Raw genomic sequence first — 21,488 nt, 5'->3', positions numbered from 1 at the left:
TGCTGGAGACGGAGCCGTAAAGCGGGCAGTCCAGTGGACTGCCCGTAGGCGACGCCGAAGCACGACAGTGCTGAGGTAATATGGCTGCCTTTCTACAGCACGTGCTGGAGAAAGTCCTTGAACCTTGGTTCGGTGGGGTTGTCGATGATTTCGGGGCCGCCCTTTTCGACTACGACTCCCCCATCCATGAACACCACCTGATCGGCCACTTCGCGGGCGAAGCCGATTTCGTGGGTCACGCACACCATGGTCATGCCTTCTTTGGCCAAGGAGCGCATGACGTTCAGCACTTCGCCCACCAGCTCGGGATCGAGTGCGGAAGTCGGCTCATCGAACAGCATGATTTCCGGTTTCATGGCCAAGGCGCGTGCGATGGCCACACGCTGCTGCTGGCCGCCGGACAGCTGTGACGGGTAGTAATCCAGTCGGTCGCCCAGACCAACGCGGGTCAGCTCGGCGACTGCCAGCTCGTGCGCTTCTTTCTTGGACTTGTGCTGCACGTGGACCGGCGCTTCCATCACGTTTTCGATGGCGGTCATATGCGGGAACAGGTTGAAACGCTGGAACACCATGCCGAGCTTGGAGCGCTGTGCCGCAATCTCCTTGTCGTTCAGGGTTTGCAGCATGTCTTGCCCGTTCTTTTCCACATGCTTGTAGCCGATCAGCTCGCCATTGACTTCAATGGAACCGCCGGTCAAGGTTTCCAGCTGGTTGATCAGGCGCAGGAACGTGGACTTGCCGGAGCCGGAAGGGCCAAGAATCACGGTCACGGTGCCGGGCATCACGGTGAGGTCCACGCCTTTGAGCACGTGCAGCGTGCCGAACGCCTTGTGCACCTGCGTGGCCTTGATGGCGGGAATTGCGGCGGAGCTGTTGAGAGTTTCAGTCATGATCGATTCGCCTTCCTGCTCACGCGGTCATGCCGGTGAATGCGGCTTCGTTGAGCTTGTTCACGTCATCCTTGGGTTCGCCCTCGGTTTTGCCGGGCAGCGGCGGCTGCTTGCCGCGCGTACCCATGGCGCGAGCGTCGAAACCCTTGCCGAAGTGCTTTTCCAAGCGGGACTGAATCACCATCAGAATGGAAGTGATCAGCAGGTACCAGAAGCAAGCCACCAGCAGCAGCGGAATCGGCTTGTAGATACGGTTGGCGATAGCGTTGGTGGCGAACTGAAGTTCCAAGGTGAACGGCACTGCGGTAACCAGGGAGGTGGTCTTCAGCATGCCGATGGTCTCATTGCCGGTGGGTGGGATGATGATGCGCATGGCTTGCGGCAGCACGATGCGGCGCATGATCAGCGAGCGATTCATGCCCAAAGCTTCAGCGGCTTCGGTCTGCCCCGGATCAACGGCTTCCAGACCGGCACGAACGATTTCGGAAAGGTAGGCGGCTTCGTTCAATGCCAGGCCAATCCATGCGGCGTTGAACGCGGTAACCACAACGTTGGAGTCGATGCTCCAGAATTCAACCGAGGTGAATGGGATGCCAAGGCTGAGCTTGGGAATCAGCACGGAGAACAGGCCCCAGAAAATCAGCTGCGTGTACACAGGTGTGCCGCGGAAGAACCAGATGAAGAACCAGCTGACGCCGCGCAGCACCGGATTGATGGATTTGCGCATAATGGCCAGAATCACGGAAAGGATGATGGCCACCACCATGGAAATCACGGTGAGTTCCAGCGTGTAGCGAATACCTTCCAGCACGTTCTCGTTGAATAGGTATTTCCAGACGGTGGGCCAATCCAATCGTGGATTGGTGATCATGCCTTGAATGAGCATTGCGGCGAGCAGCGCCACAATCACTGCGGCCACAATCGGGCCCGGACGCTTGACCGGTAGGGCTTTGATGCGGTTGGGGATGTCCAATCCTTCGCCGTCGACTACTTTCTTCGCCATGGTTATTCCTTGTGTGTTTGGGGCCGCCAGAGGCGACTTGAAGAACTAACGTTGCACCTTAACGCATGAATGGGGCGCTTGTGTTACATGCAACATAAGCGCCCCATGGTATATGAACCTATATGCTGAGTGAACTACCCCTCAGTCAGCTACTATGACCGAGCGATCATTCAACGTCGGGGTTGACTTCGGCCTTGGTCAGCGCACCGGATTCAACGCCCCAGTGCTTGAGGATCTTGCTGTACGTGCCGTCGTCCATGAGCTTCTGCATGGCCTTCTGCACAGCCTCGGTGGTGCCGGTGTCGCCCTTCTTGATGGCGATGGCGTTCGGCACGGAGTCGAAGTCCTCGCCGAGCTGCTCCAGCTGGCCGTCGGTCTGGGCGATGGCGTAGCCGACCACCGGGGAGTCGGCGAAGAACACGTCCGCCTTGCCGGTCACCACGGCGGTGGTGGCGTCGGTCTGCTGCTTGGAGGACTGGATGGTGATGTCCTTCTTGCCGTCGGCCTTGCACTGCTTGGCGGTCTTGTTGATGGCTTCCTCTTCCACGGTGCCGGTTTCCACGGCCACGTTCAGGCCGCACAGGTCGTTGGGGTCGACCTTGTTCGGGTTGCCCTTGGCCACGGCATAGGCCATGCCGGAGGTGAAGTAGGAGACGAAGTCAACCGATTCCATACGTTCCTTGGTAATGGTGAACGCGGCGATGCCCAGATCGTACTTGGAGCCGATGGCCGGGATGATGGTGTCGAAGTTGGAGGAGACGATTTCGGTCTTCAGGCCGAACACGTTGCCCAGCGCGTGGGCCAGATCCATGTCGTAGCCGATCTGGGTCTTGCCGTCGGCGTCGAGGAACTCGGCCGGTGCGTAAGACGGGTTGGTGCCGATGGTGAGCTTGCCGTCCTTGGTTACGGATTCCGGCAGCAATGCGGCGATGGCATCGTCCTTCTTGACGGAGCTCACATCGTAGCTGGTGATGGTCTTGGCATCGCCGGAACCGGTTTCAGAACCGGTGCCGGAGGTGGCTTCGTCGGTGGTGCCGCAGGCGGCAGCGGTGAACAACATCGCCGCGCTCAGGGCGGCGGCTGCGATGGTCTTCAGCTTCTTGGACTGCATCATTTCTTCTCTTCTTCTCATAACAACGGCTAGGCCGCAACAACAGACAAGCATATTTATACACTATTGTGCATACATATACAATAGGGCTTTCGCGTTGATGTTCGTTGACATTCATTGACGTTCAATGCGAAAGCCCTTGCACCCTATCACTTGTCTATTTCAAACAAGTCACTCAGCGCCACTCAGCGTCGCTCAGCGCCGCTCAGCGTCACTCGCTTACCGCAGGGTTGATTTCAGCCTTATCCACAGCACCCGAGGAGACGCCCCACGTATCGAGAATCTTCTGGTACGTGCCGTCGTCCATCAGCTTCTGCATGGCCTTCTGTACAGCCTCGGCGGTAGCAGAATCACCCTTCTTGATGGCCACGGCCTCAGGGGTCACGCCGGTATCGTCGCCCAGTGCCGCCAGCGTATCGCCGGTTTGTTCGATGGCGTAGCCGGCCACCGGGGAGTCAGCGTAGAAGATGGATGCCTTGCCGGATGCCACGGCGGTGGTCACATCGGTTTGCAGCTTGGAGGACTGGATGTCGATTTCAGCCTTGCCATCAGCCTTGCACTGATCATTGGCGGCGTTGACTTCCTCTTCCTGCGTGGTGCCGGTCTGCACTGCAACCTTCACGCCGCACAGGTTGGAGGTGTCCACCTTGTCTGGGTTGCCTTTCTTGGTGACCCACGTGGAGCCTGCCTTGAAGTAGGTCACGAAGTCCACGGCGTCAAGGCGTTCTTTGGTTACGGTGAACGACGAAATGCCGATATCGTACTTGGATCCGACGGATGGGATGATCGAATCAAAGGTCGAAGAAACGGTTTTTTCCTTCAAACCGAATACGGCGGCCAGCGCCTTGGACAGGTCGACATCAAAGCCGACCGGTGTCTTGCCGTCTTCGGCCAGGAATTCAGCCGGCGCGTAAGACGTATCAGTGCCGACGGTGAGCACGCCGTCGCCAGCTACGGATTCCGGCAGCAGCGCGGCGATGGCATCGTCTTTCTTGATGCTGCTGGTATCGAAACCTTTGGTACTGGAGCTGCTGGACGAACCGGAATCGGAACTCGATGCTGCACCGCTCGCATTATCGCTGGTGCCGCAGGCAGCCACGGCGATGAGCATTGCCGCGCTTACTGCAGCTGCGGCCACGGATTGTATTCCCTTGCTTAGAGACATTGGATTTCCTCTCTCCATGTAGTCGGCCGGGCGGGTATATTTCCCAGCTGGCTTCAGAGCGTAGGTTCGCAATGCTACGGCATGGTTAATATTGTGGAATACTGCTCACGTTGTGGACAATGGACAGTGGACAGTCGCGGACAGTGCTGCTGCAGCAGGCTCAGCAACCACCTTGTCAGTGGCGCATGTTGGCGTAGCGCATGGCGCGCAATGCTTCGCGCTTGTCCTGTTCTTCGCGCAACGCCTGACGCTTGTCGAATTCCTTCTTGCCTCGCGCCAGTGCGATGGATGCTTTGACGCGTCCGTCCTTGAAGTACAGGCTCAGCGGAACGATGGTGTATCCCTTGGCTTCGATGCCGCGCGCTAGTTTGGTGATCTGTTGGCGATGCAGCAGCAGCTTGCGCTTGCGCTTGGGCGCGTGATTGTTCCATGTGCCGTTCAGGTATTCGGGAATGTTGGCGCCTTCCAACCACATTTCGCCGCGTCGGTCGATGGTGACGAATGCTTCGGCCAGTGACGCGCGCCCCTCGCGCAATGACTTCACTTCGGTGCCGGTCAATGCGATGCCCGCCTCATACTTGTCTTCGATGGCATAGTCGTGCCGGGCCTTCTTGTTCTGTACGATGAGTTTTTCGCCGGTTTCCTTGGCCATGACCCCTCCTTTCGATGATGTTCTTTCAATAATGCTTGCTTCAGCGACTAAACCCCTCCCAACGCGGGAGGGGTTTAGTCATTGGCTGGTTATGCGACTGCTGCCATGAGCATGGCAGTCAATCAGTGCACGAACCAGTACAGCGAAGGATTGTACAGTCGACGGGAACCCATGATGTACGGGCCACCGACGTTCATTTCGGAAATCTGGAATGAACCGTCGCTGTATACGGCTTCCACCACGGCCACATGGCCATAGGTGCCGTCTGCGCCAGCCTGTCCGGGCAGGAACGAGAGGGCCGCGCCAACCTGCGGAGTGTGATCCACGCGCAGGCCGTAAGCCGGAGCGGTGCGCCACCAGTCGCCACCGTTACCCAGCCACGACGGAGTGCCGATACCCATCTGCTTACGGCGGTTGTAGGCGTACCACGTGCACTGGCCGGCAACATAACGGTTGCCCACGTCACCGTTCGAGGTGCCCTGGCCACCGCTGCTGCCGCCGGAGGACGCCGGCGGCGTGTAGCTGGAGTTACCGGAATTGCCGGTATTGCCACCGGTGGTGCCCTGCTGGCCGTTCTGCACCTGGCCGGCGGACTGAGCTTGTTCCTTCTGATACTGCTGGTTGTAGGAATCCACCTGCGAGGCCAAAAGCACCGACTGCGCGGCCTGCGCTGCCGTCTGGTTCTTCAGGCTGGAGACCATGCCGGTCAGCTCGTCGCGGCGCTGTTCGCCTTCCGCACGCAGCTGTTCCAAAGCATCGCGTTCGTTCTGCGCGGTCTGCGCGGCGGTCTGCGCGGAAGCGGCCTTCTGATCGGCCTGGGTCTTCAACGTGGCGATCTGCTTTTCAATGGCGGCGAGACGCTCGCCACGGTTCTTCGACGTGTTCAGCGTGGAAGCCGCGGAAGATGCCGCGTTCGCCTCGTTACGGGAGAGCGCGTCACGCGACTGCATGGAGTTCACGAAATCCTGCGTGCTGCTGGATCCGGTCACCACGCTCATGACTTCGGAGGTGCTCGAACCGTGCATGCCTTCGCGAGCCAGCTGGGCTACTGCGGCATGCGCGTCATCATAGTCCTTACCGGTCTGCTCGATCTGCTGTTCGAGGGTTTCCTTGTCTTTCTGCGCTGCGGCGAGACGATCGGCTGCGGCCTGTGCCTCTTCCTGCGCATCGGCGGCATCGGCGTTCGCCTGGGTCACCTTGTCTTGTGCGGCAACGATCTTGTTGTTGGTCAGATCATCCAGTTCGATGATCTTGTTGGCAAGTTCGCTGTTCACACCAGACAGCTGAGCCTTCAGCTGGGCTTCACGCTGCACCGATGCGGCATGCTGGTTCTGGGCGTTCACCAAATTGGAATACGTATCCGCCTGGGCCGGCTGAACTGGGGCTACAAAGAACCCTGCAACGCAGCACGCGCCCGCGACCAACGCTGTCAATGCGGGTTTTATCGTGTTCGTTTTCTTCATGGACGACGATTCCTTTCCGTCTCAATAAATCCACACCATAACATGTGAATCTGAGAATGACGGCACCTTTGTTTGCTGATTACGCCCTGAGATTACGCTCTCAGGTAACGCCTCAGGGAAATAGTTGATGCAATGACTGAAATCAGTACGGCTCCGAGCACCAGGAACGGTGAGATCATGAGCACTGTGAGCTGATTCACGTATGGGATCCATGTGACCGATTGCGCCAACCATCCGGTGATGAAGATGCGCACAATCGCCGAAAGCATCAGGCAGGAGAGCACCGAGCCCAACAGTGAGGCGATTGCGCCTTCCAGAATGAACGGCAGTCGGATGGTCCAGTTAGATGCGCCGACGTAGCGCATGATCTCGGTTTCCGTGCGCCTTGATGCTGCGGACATGCGGATCGTGGTTCCGGTGAGCAGAATGGCCACCAGCACCATCACGCCTGCCAGCACGGCGGTCACTGCTGTGGCTCGGTTGAGCACAGCGAACACCGGGTCGAAGATCTGCCGCTGATCGGTCACGTCTTCCACGCCTTCCTTGCCGGAAAGCACTTCGGCCACCACCTGGTACTTGGTCGGATCTTTGAGCTTCAGCCACAGGGAATCCTGCATATCGTCGGCGGTCAGCGTTCGGCCTTGGTATTCGCCGTTCGGGTACTGCTTGGTGAACGTGTTGTCGTAGAAGTCCTGCTTGCTCACATAGTCGATTTTGGCGACCACATCGTTGAGCTCATCGCGGATGGTTTTCTGCAGGTCGGTGATTTCCTTGGCCGAAGGCGACTTGCCGGACGCGCAGTTGGCGGATTGGCTGGTGCCGTCCGGGCATAGCCAGACCACAACCTCGACTTTGTCATACCAATCGCCCTTGGCTTTGGTGATCTGCGCCTGGGTCAGCACCGAAGCGCCGATGAACAGGAATGAGATGAAGGTGACCAGCATCAGCGAAAGCAGCATAGCCAAGTTTCGCCTCAGATTGGTCCAGGTTTCGGAAAGAATGAACTGCGCGCGCATGATTACTCCCCCTTAGCTGCGGAATCAGATGTGTCGACTGCGGCATCGGATGGCTTGGTTTGCTGCGGTGGAGCCGGCGGTGCGGGCGGTGCCGGGGGCTCCAATGGAGCAGCGGCGGCAGTGGAATCAGCGGTCGGCGCGGCGGAGGAATCAGCCGGTGCCGACTGCGCATCAGCCGAGGCTGCGGCATCATCCTTGAGCGGATCGAACGCCTGCGTCTGCTCAAGCTTCGCAGCCTGTTCGTCCAGCGGCAGTCCCTTGCCCCACGTCAACGTGTCTTCAATCGGAGCGAACGTCTCGCCGTAGCGCCCGGTTCGTCCCGAATGCACGGAGTTGGCCAGTCGGGCTATGCCTTCGGACGGTGCCTCCTGAGCTTCGATCACATGGCGGGCGGGCGTGGCAATATGGTTCGCCTTGTCGGAGCGGGCTTCGACTTCCGCATCCGGGAAGAACAGGGCGGAATCATAGGAGCCATGGGCTTCGTCGCGCACGATCTTGCCATTGTGCAGCTCCACCACGCGCTTGCGCATGGAGTTGACGATCTCCTCGTTGTGCGTGGCCATCACCACGGTGGTGCCCGTGCGGTTGATGGAGTCCAACACTTCCATGATGCCGAGTGACGTGGTGGGGTCAAGGTTGCCGGTGGGCTCGTCGGCCAGGAGAATCTGCGGATGGTTCACATACGCGCGGGCGATGGCCACACGCTGCTGCTCACCACCGGACAGCTCATGCGGATAGTTCTTTTCCTTGCCGGTCAAACCCACCGTGTCCAACACCTTGGGCACCAGGGATTTGATGGTGGAGCGGCGGGTGCCAATCACTTCAAGAGCGAACGCCACATTCTCCCACACGGTTTTGTTGTTGAGCAGCTTGTAATCCTGGAACACGAAGCCCAACGAACGGCGGTATTGCGGCACCTGACGGTTCGAGATACGGCGCAGATCGTTGCCGGCAACGCGAATCTCGCCGCTGGTGGCCTCCTCTTCGCGAAGCAGCAGGCTCAGCAGCGTGGTTTTGCCTGAGCCGGATGCACCCACGAGGAACACGAAGTCGCCGCGCTCAATATCAAGGTTGATATTGTCGAGCGCGGGACGCGTGCCCTTGGGGTAGATCTTGGACACGTTGTCCAGTGAGATCAATGCCATATCCGTTTCCTTTGTCTTTAAGATCGAATCGACGATCGATCGGCTTACTCTTCGGTTTCGGCGGCGCGACGCTGTTCGTGACGCCAGCGGATGCCAGCCTCGATGAAGCCGTTGATGTCGCCATCGAACACAGCCTGGGTCTGGCTGGTTTCGTAGCCGGTCCTGAGATCCTTGACCATCTGGTACGGGTGCAGCACGTAGGAACGCATCTGATCGCCCCAGCTGGCCTTGATGTCGCCGGCGAGTTCCTTCTTCTTCTTGGCTTCCTCTTCGTGGCGCAGCACCAACAGTCGGGACTGCAGCACGGCCATGGCGGAAGCACGGTTCTGAATCTGGGAGCGCTCATCCTGCATGGTCACCACGATGCCGGTGGGCAAGTGGGTGATGCGCACGGCGGAGTAGGTGGTGTTCACACCCTGGCCGCCGGGGCCGGAGGAGCAGTAGGTGTCCACGCGGATATCGGTGTCCGGAATGTCGATGTGATCGGTGGCTTCGACCAGCGGCACCACTTCCACGGCGGCGAAACTGGTTTGGCGGCGGCCCTGATTATCGAACGGGGAGATACGCACCAAGCGGTGGGTACCGCCTTCCACGGAAAGGCGACCGTAGGCGTACGGGGCATCCACCTGGAAGGTGGCGGACTTGATGCCGGCTTCTTCGGCGTAGGAGGTGTCCATCACCTTGGCCTTGAAACCGTTGCGTTCGCAGTAGCGCAGGTACATGCGCAGCAGCATCTGCGCGAAGTCGGCGGCATCCACGCCACCGGCGCCGGAACGGATGGTCACCACTGCGGAACGTTCATCGTATTCGCCGTCGAGCAGGGTCTGGATCTCCATCTGGTCGAGATCCTTCTGGATTTCGCCGATTTCGTTCTGAGCGTCGTCCAGGGAGTCCTGATCGCCTTCCTCCTGGCCGAGCTCAACGAGCGTTTCCACGTCGTCGATGCGCTGGGCTGCGGAGTTGAGTCGCTTCAACTGGGATTCGGTTGCGGAAAGCTTGCTGGTCACCTTCTGCGCGTTTTCCGGGTCATCCCACAAACCCGGAGCCGCGGCTTGGGCTTCCAATTCCTTGATTTCGGCTTTGAGCCGGTCTACGTCCAGCGCCTTGGCGATGGAATCATACTTGGCTCGGGCATCGCCGATTGCTTGGGTAAAGTCAAATTCTGCCATCGTGTTGTACCTTACTGTTGATTCTTGGAAAGTTCTGTGGAGTCACGTCGTTGTTGACAGCCTGTGCACATTCGCCATGCCGTTGCCTGATTGGGTTGACTCTATGTCCATCGGCATGTGGCAAGGGGTGCCGCGGCAGTGATGCTTCTTAGGGTGAGCCTGGCGCTGTGGTTCCATCGGCTACTGATGATGGTTCACTGACCGCGCAATAGCTCAAGGTTGAGGCATCAGACGTGCGAGCCGCGTGCACGAATGCGCACAGGCAGCGTCAAAGTCCGGCGTAAATAGCCGGGATGACCAGGGAACCAAGCATCGCAACAGCAATGATGACGCACACCACGCGCACCATGGTGCGGCGGCGTGCCTCACGCTGCTTACGACTGTCCTGATACTCACTCACGAGGTCAGTAGTATAAACGAATCCACAGACCGCGGAAGGCATGGAGCGAAGGCCAGCAATCATGCGCTACTCGACCGGTGCCACGTATGCCAGTTGCGCCACGAACAGGCCATCATCTCGTGTAACAATTTGTGCACGTCCAGGCACGGCTCGCTTCGGCTTGACCTTTCCAATGAGCTGTCCCTCGTTCGGATCGCCAGACAGCAGTATGCCGGTCATGCCCAAATCTTGGAACGACTGCAACACTGGATCATACATAGCGCGGCTGGCGCCACCAGTTCGCCGGGTAACTACCACGTGCAGGCCGAGGTCTGAAGCTTGCGCCAGATACGGCACTATTGGTTTCAGTGGATTGCCTCTACTAGTGGCTACCAGATCGTAGTCATCGACGAGAATGTATACCTCTGATCCTGTCCACCATGAACGGTTCCGTAGTTGTTCTGGAGTCAGGTCCGGGCCCGGCATGCGGGTTTTGAGGAATTCTGCCAAGTCGAGGAACTGTTCTGTGGCAGCCTCATCGTTGGTAAGGTACGCGCCAAGGTGCGATTGCGGTATCTGCGCAAGATTGGCTCTGCGGTAGTCGACCATGAAGATCTTCGCTTTGCCATCCGGATATCCGCGCACAATCTCCTGCACGATAAGGCGCAGTAATGAGGATTTGCCGGATTTAGCATCACCGAACGCGTAGAAGTGCGGTTCCTTCTGCAAATCGAACACGACCGGCGACAACGAGCTTTCATTGATGCCAACCGCCATCTTGCCATGAGTGAGCAATGCGGCTGCCTTCGGCTGTCTCATTACCGCAGCAATCATCGCTTCATAGGGGAGCTTAGTGGGCAACAACCGCAGCTTCGGACCTGGCTTGCCCTTCCACGCAGCATGCACTTTGCTGACAAGATCGGCAATACCATCCGAAACCGTAGCGGCCTCATGGTTGCCATCGATGCGCGGCAATACGCCAAGCGTGTGCAACTTCGACGGACTGAGTCCTCGGCCGGGGGCGCCTTTCGGCACAGTTGCGGCAATTCTGCGATCGATTTGAGAATCGCCGGGATCACCAAGGCGGAGCTCAAGTTTGGTACCGATAAGGTCACCGATGTTGGCTCGTATTTCCATCCAACGATTAGCACTCAACATCACGTGAACACCGAAGGTCAAACCTCGCGCCACAATTTGCTGTACTTTCGGCTCCAATTGGTCGTAATCGCCACGGAACACGCCCCAGCCATCGATCACCAAGAACACGTCACCGTAACCATCGTCTATCTGACCCGCAGCTCTACGCCTACGGTAGGTTTCCATACCGTCGATGCGCTGCTCTTTGAAGAATCGTTCACGTGCATCGATAATGCCTGAAACTTCGGCGATTGTACGACGTACCTTCTCTTCTTCGTTACCGGCCGCAACACCACTAACGTGTTCCAGTCCTTCCAATGTGGTGAAAGTGCCACCACCACAATCAATAACAAAGAACTGCACTTCCAGCGGAGTATGGGAAAGCGACAAGGACGTGACTATGGAACGCAGCATCATGCTTTTACCGCTGAGGGGGCCTCCAACCACCGCAACATGGCCACCGGCGCCGGAAAGATCCAATGCCATAACATCACGTTTCTGTTCGCGTGGTTTATCTTCCAATGCACAAGGTGCCATCAGCGCACCGCGCTTGCGCCATGATGGGGAAATCAAACCGTACTCCGGTGTCACGGTGAGATCCGGCATGAACTCATCCAATGTGTTCGGTACAACCAACGGCGGCAGCCACACCACATGCGCCGGCCGTCCCTTGCCACGCATCTGGTCGACGGCATACTGGAATGTTGTGGTGTCGCCATCCAATCCTTTCGGCACGCCAGATACATATGAGGCACGGAATCGGGTGATGGTGCCCGCAGGTGTTTTAAGATAGCCAATGCCCGGCAAGCTCGGTAATTCATACGCGTCGGGGATGCCCAGCACCGCTCGAGATTCTGATGCGGAGAATGTTTTCAGACCAATGCGGTACGACAGATGCTCATCAAGGCCACGCAATTTGCCTTGTTCAAGTCGCTGGGATGCAATGAGTAAATGAACGCCGAGGGAACGCCCCACAGCACCGATGCGCACGAAGGACTGTACGATGTCGGGCTTCGCCTTCAGCAGTTCGGAAAACTCATCGACCACCACCAGCAACGAAGGCAGTGGATCGAGATCCGTACGCCCGCCGTTGACGCGAGCGTCCTCGTATTCGGTGATGTTCGCCAGGTTGCCGGCATCACGCAGCAATTCCTGCCGTCTATTGATCTCGCCATCCAGAGCATCCTCCATACGATCGACCAGGGAAGCTTCCTCGCCGAGATTGGTAATGATGGATGAGATGTGCGGCATACCGCCCATGCCTGCAAACGTGGCACCACCCTTGAAGTCGATAAGCACGAAATTGAGCTGGTCTGGCGAGTGGCTAAGCGCCAACGAAAGCACCAATGTACGAAGCACTTCGGATTTGCCCGAACCAGTAGCACCGACGAGCACACCATGAGGTCCCATGCCGTGCTGGCCCATCTCCTTGATATCGAGATATGCAGTCGTGGTGTCGTCGTGCAACCCGATGGGCACACGCAAACGATCTCGGCCTGTACGGTATGCCCATAGTTTGGCAAGATCGATATGACGAATATCGTCGATGCCCAGCAACGCCGGCAAATCATTGGATTTCTTATGGCTATTCGTGGCCGTCGCCTGCTCAGATTGCGTATCCTGCACCTCAGTGCGCGCAATGGCAAGTCTCTGTGCGATGGCCAATGCCTCACGCACGGTAAGAGAATCTGGCGTGATATTGAACGGTTTGATGGATGTGGAGAATAGTTCTACCGTGTCTTCTTCGTGGGATTCGAGTACATTGAGCCCTTCCTCGACCGTTGTTTGCGAGAACAGTACGCGAAGTACATTGTCTTCTTCGAGATCGCCCCATTCGTCAGGCAAATCAATAACAGTCACGCCGTCAAGCCCATCAGATGAGAACAGCTGCGTTTCCTTGGTGAGCTTTTCCCTGTCGAACCCATCATTGACTACCAGTACATGTGGCACTATCTCGTAGTCGCCGCCGGTGAAGCGATTGCGGTCAAGAGCCTGTGGACCTACCAACGCATCAACCGCATGTATGTTCGAGGTGACCATATATCGCCCCTGCCCCACTGTGGAAGAGAGAACTTCCATGGGTTCTTGAGCGATTTCGTTGTTCATTCCCTCTGTTTGCGGCAGTAAGCGAGCCCAATCCCACTGGTCGATGCGCTCTTCGGATGCCAGTACCAGGATGCGTAGATTGTCCATGTCATGCCATGTTGCCGCTTGACACAGCATGGCGCGCGCCAACGATTCTGTATGTTCAAGATCGCCGAGTAGTTCCACTCGTTTGAACTGCCTCAGGTTCACGACGTATGGCATGTTGCGTAATGATTCATGTGCCAGCATGAACCTGTGCGCAGCCGAAGCTGAAACCGGATCAAGCTGCGCCAATGGCGGCAGCTCAGGGGCTTCGAGCGTAATGCACAATGGTTCATCATGTGCACCGAACCGAATATGCATGAAATCACTATCGGATTGAATGCGTTCCCAACGACGTGCAGGTTCTTGCGCAATGGCTACGAGCGACTGTGGCGCTGGAGCATTCCATAACGCCGCGTTACGCTGTTTTCGCCCGGCTGTACGCACTGTTTTGCGTAATCCTGAAAGATAGGTCAGATATTCACGGCGAGCTGAAGTAAGGTTCGCCATGCGCTGGGAGCGCTGACGGAATCCATTCACTACAACGAATCCCAACGAGGAAAGCATGAACATGCCGCCAGTGAGCATGCCTGTTAGACCGGAATTGGTCATCAGCATCATCACCATGGCGCTAACGGTGCCCAGCAATGGAACCAGTGAGGTAAGGAGCGTATTGACACCATCGCTTGGTTCGAGCTCGGGAGGCTGTTGGAGTACTACCCTGCCTTTCGGCGCTTTTGGACCTTCGAGCCTGTTTTGGTGGTTTTCGGAGTTCATGAACGCCGCCCCCTGCTTTTCGCCATGATAATGCTGCAACTCATGTCACCAAGCGAGATGCGCACACCGGATTGAATAGCGTAACGCTGTTGCGCCGCAAGTTTGATTTCCTCGCCATCCTCATTGAGAATTCGAGTGCCATTAGTGCTACCAAGATCGGTAATCCACATATGCGCCGCAGTAATTTCCAGCCGCGCATGATTGCGAGACACGGTGCCAGTGCCGTCAGGAACCGCCAATACTACATCACCGTTTCGTTGCGGGGAAGGTCTGCGGCCTAGCACCACATTGGAGGGAATAACCAGAGGCTTGCGAGAACCATCTTCAAAGTAGATGGTGATATGCTGCTGCCCTTGTTTGGAAGGAGCAGGCGGTACGGCACTTGGAGCCGCAGTACGCTGAGGAATGGCGGCACTTGCCGGTTTGGGAAGCGCAAGAGAAGGAACCTTGTTCTTCTGCTGAGGTACCGCAGGAATCGGTATCGACTTTGATTGCGCGGCCGCGGAAGATGATGCGGCAGGAATTGCAGGAACGGGTACCGGCGGAGTCACACGGCTAGCGTTGACGGGAACCTGACGTGCCGATGAAACTTCAGCTACGCTCCCAGTAGACTTCCTCGGCACACCCGGCATGGCCTGCGCATTGTTCGCATGACGAGCCACCGGCTGCCGCAAAGGCAATGACTCGGGAATCGTCACAGGGCTTGATGGCGTGGAGCCTGAGGTCACTGGCTCATGTACAACGGAACCAGCTATCGTTTGTGCGGATTGAGTCCGTGGTTCCTGAACGCGCAATACATTTACAGTCCGCTTGCGAATATCCACTTCCACAAGTCTGGCAAGACGATCGGCCCAACCTTGCTTGCATGTAGATTTTGAGAAGAGTGGCGAGCATACTGCAAGCAGCAGACCTACGCCGAACAACATCGGTGAAACAGCAAACACGAGATATTTGATGAGGGCTCTGCCTAGTCCCGCAGGTAGCACACCATTACGTGGGTCGCGCTGGCATTCCACACGAATCGTACGCACACCAAACACTAATTTGCCTGGAGTCTCGCCGCGAGCCGCTTCCCAGACGGCAAATACCACAACCATCTCCACCGCTACCATTACGCATATCACAGCATTATGTGACAGTAACAGTGCCGCCACGAAACTCAGCATGATACAGATTATGTCAATTACTGACGCAGCGCATTGTTTGCCGCCAGAAGCCGCCTGATATTGCACGTACTGCTGCCTGTTATGCGAAATAGCTGATGTTGCCGGTGCTGTTACCATGACATGCTCCTTAGAAGCTCAAGTGCACCACCGGCAAGAAACGAAGCTACAGGTATGACCATCGTAGAGCTGAAGCAGAGAGCGTCACCTATACGGGACAGTACCAAGGAATGAAAACCATTGTGCTGGGCAATCATGCTGAAACCCAGTAGTACACCCAATGCAGCGAACACAATCATGCATATGAGCGGAAGCATCGCACCTACTTCTGGAACCGCCTCGGATGCATGCCTTATCCATAACAGTGGGATGATTATTGCTGCTATACGCATGAGGTATCGTTCGAATGGGCGAACGGACTGACGTGGCTTCAGCATGAAGAACAGCATGAGACCGGCACTTACTATCAGAAAGCCGATACGGTCATACAAACTGTGATAATCGACTCGCTCAGCCAGCACTGCATACCCAGATAGGCTCAACGCCACACACAATGTGACCCCTGTGGCATATTGCGCAATAAATCCATCCATATCACGATGAATATCCTCGCGATTCAGCACCCTTGCTTTTTCAGGGATCTCACCACGCACTGTCCAACGGCGGGTCATATATGTTCGCCATTCCACCAGATACCGATCCGGCACGTGCACCACGATATTCGGCATTATTTGAATACTGCAGATGGCCGCAGCCACCATCAAACCAGCCAGTAACTGTTCGGGTAAATCGAACAGCATGGTTGCCGCACTGGCCATCGTCATCAGCATTGCCACGAACATCATGGCATTTACCACTCCACGCACCATGGGCTCATGCACGCGCAACGTCATGAGTGCCATGTCTAATACCACCATGCTGGAAGCACAAAACATTGCAGTAACTATCGGATTGTCTGATTTCAGCAATACAGACACGGACACACCTGCGCATATGGAAAAACACGCTCCAACCGATATCAGCCACACCGCCATCTCACGGTTATGCCACACAATGTGGTACCGGCAACGCCTGTTGCATATCAACGACATCAGCATGCCAACGACTGCAGGAACAACGGGCACCCAAGGAGATGAGCCAGCGGAAGTCACGGAACGCGTGGTTATGCATGCAGCCACTACAGCGAACAGCACGGCAACAATCAACGCCACCCTGTCTAGGTCGCGTTGTGTTGACTCGCTATATTCGCCCTGCATGTATGCTTCCTTCTGATGCCCAACTCACCAACTGCATAAGATAGGTGCAGCTCTATCGCCGCGTTCTACTTAATCACGGTTGAGCTGAGCCTCCAATTCATGCAGCTTTTGCATGCCTGCATCGAGCTCACTGCGGCCTTGTGCCGCCTCGTTATCCTTATTATCAGTGTCGGTAACGTAATCCTTCACGTACACCATGTTGGTTTCCAGATAGCCACGCACCTCACGTGCTTCCGGAGATTTATCGATACCAGTGTAAATGTCGTTTTCACAGGTCTTGCCCATATCGATGCGCTGCTGCAGCACTTGCCAGGCTCGGCCATATTCGCCTTTACGGCGCTTTTCTTCAATATCCTTGCTTTTTTCGGCAATAACAGCGTCGATTTTGGCCTTTTCCTTCTCGAATCGGGCGCGCTGCTCTTTAATCTGTTTGGATAAATCGTCCATTTGCTTCATGAACGCTTCAAATTCCGGTGATGCCATGAGTGGTCCTTTGCTCGTACTCTACGTTATTGTCTGTATGCCATATCAACGGCCGCCGAAGCTTCCGCCGCCAGAACCGCCGCTGCCATTGCCACTGGAGCTTGAACCAGTGCCAAAGCTCATCTTCACACCTTCGGATTTACCCACGAGAGTCTGCATAACAGAGATACAGTTCGCAAATCCCATGAACGCAGTGTAGAGGTTGTTCAAACAGTTCACGATTTCAATACCCCATTGGATTGCCTGCGCAATTTCGGCAGCGGCTGTAACCGTGGCCAGAATCGGCCCGGCACCGGGGATAATAAGCTCACCGGCAATGAGCTTGAGCAGAGATATGATCTCGTCAATGGTGTCAAGAACAAGATCGAATGCGTCTTGTGCGTTTTGGGCGAGCGCGTTCAATGCCTGTGACATTTCAGAACACGGCTGGCAACCGTCGCCTACCACTTCAGCTGCGGCATTATTGCGCTCAACGAACATATCGGCTGCAGCTCCCGCCCATGATGTTTCGTTCACGTTGGCGGAAATTTCTTGAATGGCGGCTTGCACGGTGGATAGTGAAGCAGCCATGGCATCCCATTTGCCGGCGGTTTCTTCCAATTCATCCCAATCGCCGAAGAATGGCTTTTTCAGCCATTCATCTACGATGCTTACACCGAAGATATATTTGGACACGAGGTCGACTGCGGTCAGTGCCATACGAGCCCGAGACACACCTGTGCTTATTTTGCTGCTTAAATTATGCGCAGCATTTTTCAAAGCACTCTTTTCGATGCTAATGTCTAGTTCATCCGTTGCCGACTTTATTCGTTGAGATACCTGCCCCAGAGGGAAAGAATCAAGATGCTTCATCTTCCCAACGGCATTTCTCTCATAATTAAACTGCTTCAATACTTCTTTTGTAACAGCACTGGTATTAGTCAGTCCCACTTTCTGACCGAGTACATCGGCAAGCTTCCCCGCTTGCTTGGTATCAATGAATTCGCCAACGTTTTTATAGAACTTCAAATCGCGTTTGATGTCGTCAAGATCATCCGGCACATCAACGGTAATGGGACCGAATTGAAGATCGTTGTTGAAGCTGTCGTCGTTGTTATCGGCCATTATGCGATGCTCCTTGTGCTAGTGCCGGCACTGATTTCGGTTTGTTCAGGTAAAGACATAATGTCCCTATCGGCGTAAAGCGCTTGCAGTTCTTCTACCGAGCGTCCAAGAGGATCATTACGAGAGATTTCCTCCCATACGCTTGCTTCGGCTTCTTGCTGTATCTTCTCGTAGGCTGCTTCCGAGTCTCCGATGCGCACAGCGGCATCATAATCTCCGTCATTATCGAAGTCGATGGCGGCATATTGAGAATCTCCATCCTCGAATACGCTAATCCGAGAATCATCTCCTGCATCTGGGGTCAAAGCAACGTCATCGCGCCCATCATGGTTGGTATCCACCGTGAACGAATTGCCTTTGTTAGTGGCACTAGTTGATGCGCCCGGCGGCAAAGGCACTGTTGGTACGTCTTGTTTGGAAAGCGTCACCGAACCATCATCGTTAATGGTGGCATGCGTATTACCTTCGGTGAGATTAACGGAATAATCGTCGTCAGTATCGCCATTCGTATCCAACCCCACCGTGTTAGTGGTGTCGGAGTCAGAGATTCCAGGCAAATCCTGCTTCGGAGTTTCGGAGGATTGCGGCGTCATCGTTGACTGATCAGGCTGTTGCACCGGCTGATATTGGTTGGTATCAGCAGCACTGGAGCCGCCGCCGGAACTCACAGGAGAACTATTGCCGCTGCTTTGCTCGCTGGATGTGCCCTCCAAGCATGTACAGCACTCGTGAATTCGATCCGTGTTTCCATCTTCGGTATTCTTGGCATCCTTTGCCGTACCCTCCACAGACTTGGATATCGAGCCCAGCATCGATTCGATATTGCCCAAATAACTTACGGTAGAGTCTTTGGCTATGCCATAGAACGGTTTGACAAAACTCAGCAGTATACCGAAATTCGGACTGCCGGCACTGACGAATTGACTTTTCGTACTAGCGAATTGCGTTGAAGCCTGATTAAAGGATTCAGCCACAGTACCCAAATCGTCAGTATCCATTTTCATTAGCGGCGCTGCCATAACGCATCATTGCCCTTCTCTGAGTAGTGTTGTGTTCTTCTCACAATAAATCACCACATCGTGCTCTCTATTGTGTCACATGAATAGTGTTCGTCAATGGTTTCCATTCGAATATTGAGGATGCGTGTTTCCGTATGCGTGTTCGCCGTAGGTCAGGCCACCGGAATAGATCCACATGCCGTAATGCGCGCCACGCGGATCCGTGGACAACGGGAACCTCGGATCACACTGGTCCGGCCACGACACCGGCCCGCGATACGGGCACGGCAGCTCACGAACCAGCAACTCGTAATACGCGCGATACGCACGAAACAGCTCCAACTCAATATACGGCTGAGGAACCCTGTGCGATACTTCCGGTTCTACGCGGTTCCAATGTTTGAGGTTAATCCATACATACAAATGCCCCTCATATATGATGAAGGCGGGTTTGTGCGGGAACGAGTTCATCAGCCGCAGCATCTCATCCGAGCACCGGCCGTTGATCAGCGGGGCATACGGCACCCAGTCGGTCTCACCAATACTGCACGCCGCATACGCGATCATATTATTGTCTGAAGTAACTGGGAATGGCGCTCGAAGAACGTTCGCCCAAAAACCACTCCCTAGTGGCTTCACAGGTTGATAACCCTTTACATACGATGAACTACCGATACCACTAAAATCATACCCGTCATCATTCCAAGCATATGCGGAAATCCAATCGTCCCGAGCATGCATAATCGAAGCTTGCACCCGTCCCTGCTTAGTCTTGCCTGTCCAATTCCGCCACGGCTCATCTCGACCAGACGCACACATGAACATCAGCCACGCCGGAAGGTCGAAATACGCATCAGAACCAATGGGACGATAATCATCAGCATCAATCCATCCACGATCCGTTACATCGAATGGGTCTTCGATATAACGGCGGATGAAATGTCCTCCTACGTATATCTTTGCCATGGGGGTTCCCGTCACTCGTTGGCACGCTTGCGATGACCGGCCATGGCCGCAAGCGGCTTCGCCTCGAACCCCTCGTCATCCTCCAACACCGGAGCGATATACCCCAAACCACGACGCTTCCCCTTCCTACCATCACCGGCACCACCCTGGCCACCGACCATACCCGGCACACCGCCACGCGCACCAGCAGCCGACGAAGCCGAAACCCCATTGGAGGAAGACGACAAGCCGGCAGCCATACCCGTCGCACCCTTGATCGACGAGGACACGGGAACCGCATGCACCGGCGCGTTCGCATAATACGAGCCCACGCCGGCCCCACCGCCGACAGCAGCCAGACCACCCGCACCCGAAACCGCCGTCAAACCAGCCCCGGCAGCCGAACCGCCGGCAAGACGGCCAGCCACAACCGCGCCACCGGCACCCGCGCCCGCGCCCACGGCGCCGGCCACGGCCGCCGTCTTGCCGAACGAGGAACCACCGGCAAGACCACCCGAACCGCTATCCACGGAAACACGGCCATCATCCACACGAACCCACTGCTTCCCCACCGGATCGTAATAATAACCATCCCGGCCAGCCGACCCACCAGACGAAGCGCCACCACCGGAGGAACCCGAACCATTCGCACCACTACCGGAACCCACCCCGGAGCCACCCACACCGGACGGCACACGCTGATACTGCGAGGAAGCGCCGGACGAGGACCCCGCAGCCGACGCCACACCAGTGGAACCAGACCCACCCGACGAGCCAGCGGCAGCCCCGGCACCGGCGCGAGACAACGCGGCAGCCCCGGCACCGGCCAACACCCCGGCCGACGCCACACCAGCCGAAACACCCGAACGCCAACCACCATCATCCGAACGACCATCCGTACCCGTAACAACCTCATCTTCCGGAGCAGGAGGATCAACAACAGGGACAGCACCACCATCGAACCCAGATGTATCAATAGAATCCTGGATTTCTTCCAGCTTCTTCTGTGCGACTTCGTCCCTGTTGGTTGCCAGCATACGGTTGACCAGATTGATGCCCGCGATGCCGGCGATACCCGATACGGTCCCCAACCCCGGCACCACCAGATTCATCGGATCCGTGGCCTTCATAATCTCACGACACGAGGCCTCATCCAACGCATCGCCCGGCAGAGACACCGAACGAGCAGTCTCAATCGCCGCATTATACTGACCAATACGCTCCTGAATCTTATTAATTTGCTGGTTGACGTTACTTTCCTGAATCGCTTTGACGATGTTCTGGCGATACCGGGAAGCCTGCCCGCTTGCACCGCACTCAAACACCCCCGGCTCGGCCAGACGCCCCTCGATACGAGTCACCTCGGCGACGACCTCGTCAAGAGCATCCCGATACCGTGTAACCTCCCGCGGCAACTCCCACGGCGTGGAACACGCGATCTCCGCCAACCGCTCCTCAGCACTCCTAGTTGAGTCTACTTGTACTCCCATGTCTTAGCTCCTTGT

The 21,488-nt window shown here is 56.3% G+C and carries 18 protein-coding genes; all 18 read right to left on the bottom strand.

Annotated elements, in window-relative coordinates; genetic code table 11:
• Nucleotides 1–92: 92 nt before the first annotated feature.
• The 18 genes from JS530_RS03405 to JS530_RS03325 all read right to left on the bottom strand — a co-directional run bounded on the left by JS530_RS03405 (nucleotide 93) and on the right by JS530_RS03325 (nucleotide 21,473).
• Entirely contained in the window at nucleotides 93–890 is a 798-nt protein-coding gene (locus tag JS530_RS03405; RefSeq protein WP_214375813.1) for an amino acid ABC transporter ATP-binding protein, read from the bottom strand.
• A 19-nt stretch (nucleotides 891–909) separates the two neighbouring features.
• On the bottom strand, nucleotides 910–1,893 hold the full coding sequence (locus JS530_RS03400) for an amino acid ABC transporter permease (RefSeq protein ID WP_214375812.1): 984 nt from the start codon (nucleotides 1,891–1,893) through the stop codon (nucleotides 910–912).
• A 166-nt stretch (nucleotides 1,894–2,059) separates the two neighbouring features.
• The gene (locus tag JS530_RS03395; RefSeq protein ID WP_214376032.1) at nucleotides 2,060–3,004 is read right to left on the bottom strand and encodes an ABC transporter substrate-binding protein; all 945 of its coding nucleotides are present in this window, start codon (nucleotides 3,002–3,004) and stop codon (nucleotides 2,060–2,062) included.
• A gap of 211 nt (nucleotides 3,005–3,215) precedes the next feature.
• Nucleotides 3,216–4,169: an ABC transporter substrate-binding protein gene (locus tag JS530_RS03390; RefSeq protein WP_214375811.1), complete on the bottom strand. Its 954-nt coding sequence runs from the start codon at nucleotides 4,167–4,169 to the stop codon at nucleotides 3,216–3,218.
• Nucleotides 4,170–4,344: 175 nt separating this feature from the next.
• The gene (smpB, locus tag JS530_RS03385) at nucleotides 4,345–4,821 is read right to left on the bottom strand and encodes an SsrA-binding protein SmpB (RefSeq protein ID WP_214375810.1); all 477 of its coding nucleotides are present in this window, start codon (nucleotides 4,819–4,821) and stop codon (nucleotides 4,345–4,347) included.
• 122 nt (nucleotides 4,822–4,943) lie between these two features.
• A complete protein-coding gene (locus JS530_RS03380) occupies nucleotides 4,944–6,284 on the bottom strand; it encodes a CHAP domain-containing protein (RefSeq protein WP_214375809.1) in 1,341 nt (446 codons plus the stop codon).
• A 92-nt stretch (nucleotides 6,285–6,376) separates the two neighbouring features.
• Complete coding sequence (gene ftsX, locus JS530_RS03375) at nucleotides 6,377–7,300, bottom strand: permease-like cell division protein FtsX (protein WP_214375808.1); 924 nt, start codon at nucleotides 7,298–7,300, stop codon at nucleotides 6,377–6,379.
• 2 nt (nucleotides 7,301–7,302) lie between these two features.
• Complete coding sequence (gene ftsE, locus JS530_RS03370) at nucleotides 7,303–8,445, bottom strand: cell division ATP-binding protein FtsE (protein ID WP_214375807.1); 1,143 nt, start codon at nucleotides 8,443–8,445, stop codon at nucleotides 7,303–7,305.
• A 44-nt stretch (nucleotides 8,446–8,489) separates the two neighbouring features.
• Nucleotides 8,490–9,614 (bottom strand): peptide chain release factor 2, encoded by a 1,125-nt coding sequence (gene prfB / locus JS530_RS03365; protein WP_214375806.1) that lies wholly within the window; start codon nucleotides 9,612–9,614, stop codon nucleotides 8,490–8,492.
• Nucleotides 9,615–9,882: 268 nt separating this feature from the next.
• The gene (locus tag JS530_RS10915; RefSeq protein ID WP_342590049.1) at nucleotides 9,883–10,014 is read right to left on the bottom strand and encodes a hypothetical protein; all 132 of its coding nucleotides are present in this window, start codon (nucleotides 10,012–10,014) and stop codon (nucleotides 9,883–9,885) included.
• Nucleotides 10,015–10,080: 66 nt separating this feature from the next.
• A complete protein-coding gene (gene eccCb, locus JS530_RS03360; RefSeq protein WP_214375805.1) occupies nucleotides 10,081–14,034 on the bottom strand; it encodes a type VII secretion protein EccCb in 3,954 nt (1,317 codons plus the stop codon).
• Nucleotides 14,031–15,317, bottom strand: a complete 1,287-nt coding sequence (locus JS530_RS03355; RefSeq protein WP_240541066.1) for an FHA domain-containing protein — start codon at nucleotides 15,315–15,317, stop codon at nucleotides 14,031–14,033. The genes eccCb and JS530_RS03355 overlap by 4 nt, the downstream gene beginning before the upstream one ends.
• Entirely contained in the window at nucleotides 15,311–16,453 is a 1,143-nt protein-coding gene (locus tag JS530_RS03350; protein WP_214375804.1) for a hypothetical protein, read from the bottom strand. Before JS530_RS03350 ends, JS530_RS03355 begins: the two co-directional genes overlap by 7 nt.
• 69 nt (nucleotides 16,454–16,522) lie before the next feature.
• A complete protein-coding gene (locus tag JS530_RS03345) occupies nucleotides 16,523–16,936 on the bottom strand; it encodes a hypothetical protein (RefSeq protein ID WP_214375803.1) in 414 nt (137 codons plus the stop codon).
• Nucleotides 16,937–16,981: 45 nt separating this feature from the next.
• Entirely contained in the window at nucleotides 16,982–18,040 is a 1,059-nt protein-coding gene (locus JS530_RS03340; RefSeq protein ID WP_214375802.1) for a methyl-accepting chemotaxis domain-containing protein, read from the bottom strand.
• Nucleotides 18,040–19,059, bottom strand: a complete 1,020-nt coding sequence (locus JS530_RS03335) for a hypothetical protein (RefSeq protein ID WP_214375801.1) — start codon at nucleotides 19,057–19,059, stop codon at nucleotides 18,040–18,042. The genes JS530_RS03340 and JS530_RS03335 overlap by 1 nt, the downstream gene beginning before the upstream one ends.
• Before the next feature lie 93 nt (nucleotides 19,060–19,152).
• Nucleotides 19,153–20,004, bottom strand: a complete 852-nt coding sequence (locus JS530_RS03330; RefSeq protein WP_214375800.1) for a hypothetical protein — start codon at nucleotides 20,002–20,004, stop codon at nucleotides 19,153–19,155.
• A gap of 11 nt (nucleotides 20,005–20,015) precedes the next feature.
• Entirely contained in the window at nucleotides 20,016–21,473 is a 1,458-nt protein-coding gene (locus JS530_RS03325) for a hypothetical protein (protein WP_214375799.1), read from the bottom strand.
• Nucleotides 21,474–21,488 lie beyond the last annotated feature (15 nt).

Origin of the sequence: Bifidobacterium colobi (assembly GCF_018555455.1) — a bacterium.
GTDB lineage: Bacteria > Actinomycetota > Actinomycetes > Actinomycetales > Bifidobacteriaceae > Bifidobacterium > Bifidobacterium colobi.
The sequence above is the reverse complement of the archived record's forward strand: the minus strand, read 5'-3'. Positions and strand labels throughout refer to the sequence as shown.

Coding starts and splice junctions, on each gene's coding strand:
- JS530_RS03325 (WP_214375799.1), bottom strand. CDS start 21,473: ATGGGAGTACAAGTAGACTCAACTAGGAGTGCTGAGGAGCGGTTGGCG.
- JS530_RS03335 (WP_214375801.1), bottom strand. CDS start 19,059: ATGGCAGCGCCGCTAATGAAAATGGATACTGACGATTTGGGTACTGTG.
- JS530_RS03405 (WP_214375813.1), bottom strand. CDS start 890: ATGACTGAAACTCTCAACAGCTCCGCCGCAATTCCCGCCATCAAGGCC.
- JS530_RS03345 (WP_214375803.1), bottom strand. CDS start 16,936: ATGGCATCACCGGAATTTGAAGCGTTCATGAAGCAAATGGACGATTTA.
- JS530_RS03355 (WP_240541066.1), bottom strand. CDS start 15,317: ATGGTAACAGCACCGGCAACATCAGCTATTTCGCATAACAGGCAGCAG.
- ftsE (WP_214375807.1), bottom strand. CDS start 8,445: ATGGCATTGATCTCACTGGACAACGTGTCCAAGATCTACCCCAAGGGC.
- JS530_RS03380 (WP_214375809.1), bottom strand. CDS start 6,284: ATGAAGAAAACGAACACGATAAAACCCGCATTGACAGCGTTGGTCGCG.
- JS530_RS03350 (WP_214375804.1), bottom strand. CDS start 16,453: ATGCAGGGCGAATATAGCGAGTCAACACAACGCGACCTAGACAGGGTG.
- JS530_RS03395 (WP_214376032.1), bottom strand. CDS start 3,004: ATGCAGTCCAAGAAGCTGAAGACCATCGCAGCCGCCGCCCTGAGCGCG.
- ftsX (WP_214375808.1), bottom strand. CDS start 7,300: ATGCGCGCGCAGTTCATTCTTTCCGAAACCTGGACCAATCTGAGGCGA.
- eccCb (WP_214375805.1), bottom strand. CDS start 14,034: ATGAACTCCGAAAACCACCAAAACAGGCTCGAAGGTCCAAAAGCGCCG.
- JS530_RS03330 (WP_214375800.1), bottom strand. CDS start 20,004: ATGGCAAAGATATACGTAGGAGGACATTTCATCCGCCGTTATATCGAA.
- JS530_RS03390 (WP_214375811.1), bottom strand. CDS start 4,169: ATGTCTCTAAGCAAGGGAATACAATCCGTGGCCGCAGCTGCAGTAAGC.
- JS530_RS03340 (WP_214375802.1), bottom strand. CDS start 18,040: ATGGCCGATAACAACGACGACAGCTTCAACAACGATCTTCAATTCGGT.
- prfB (WP_214375806.1), bottom strand. CDS start 9,614: ATGGCAGAATTTGACTTTACCCAAGCAATCGGCGATGCCCGAGCCAAG.
- smpB (WP_214375810.1), bottom strand. CDS start 4,821: ATGGCCAAGGAAACCGGCGAAAAACTCATCGTACAGAACAAGAAGGCC.
- JS530_RS03400 (WP_214375812.1), bottom strand. CDS start 1,893: ATGGCGAAGAAAGTAGTCGACGGCGAAGGATTGGACATCCCCAACCGC.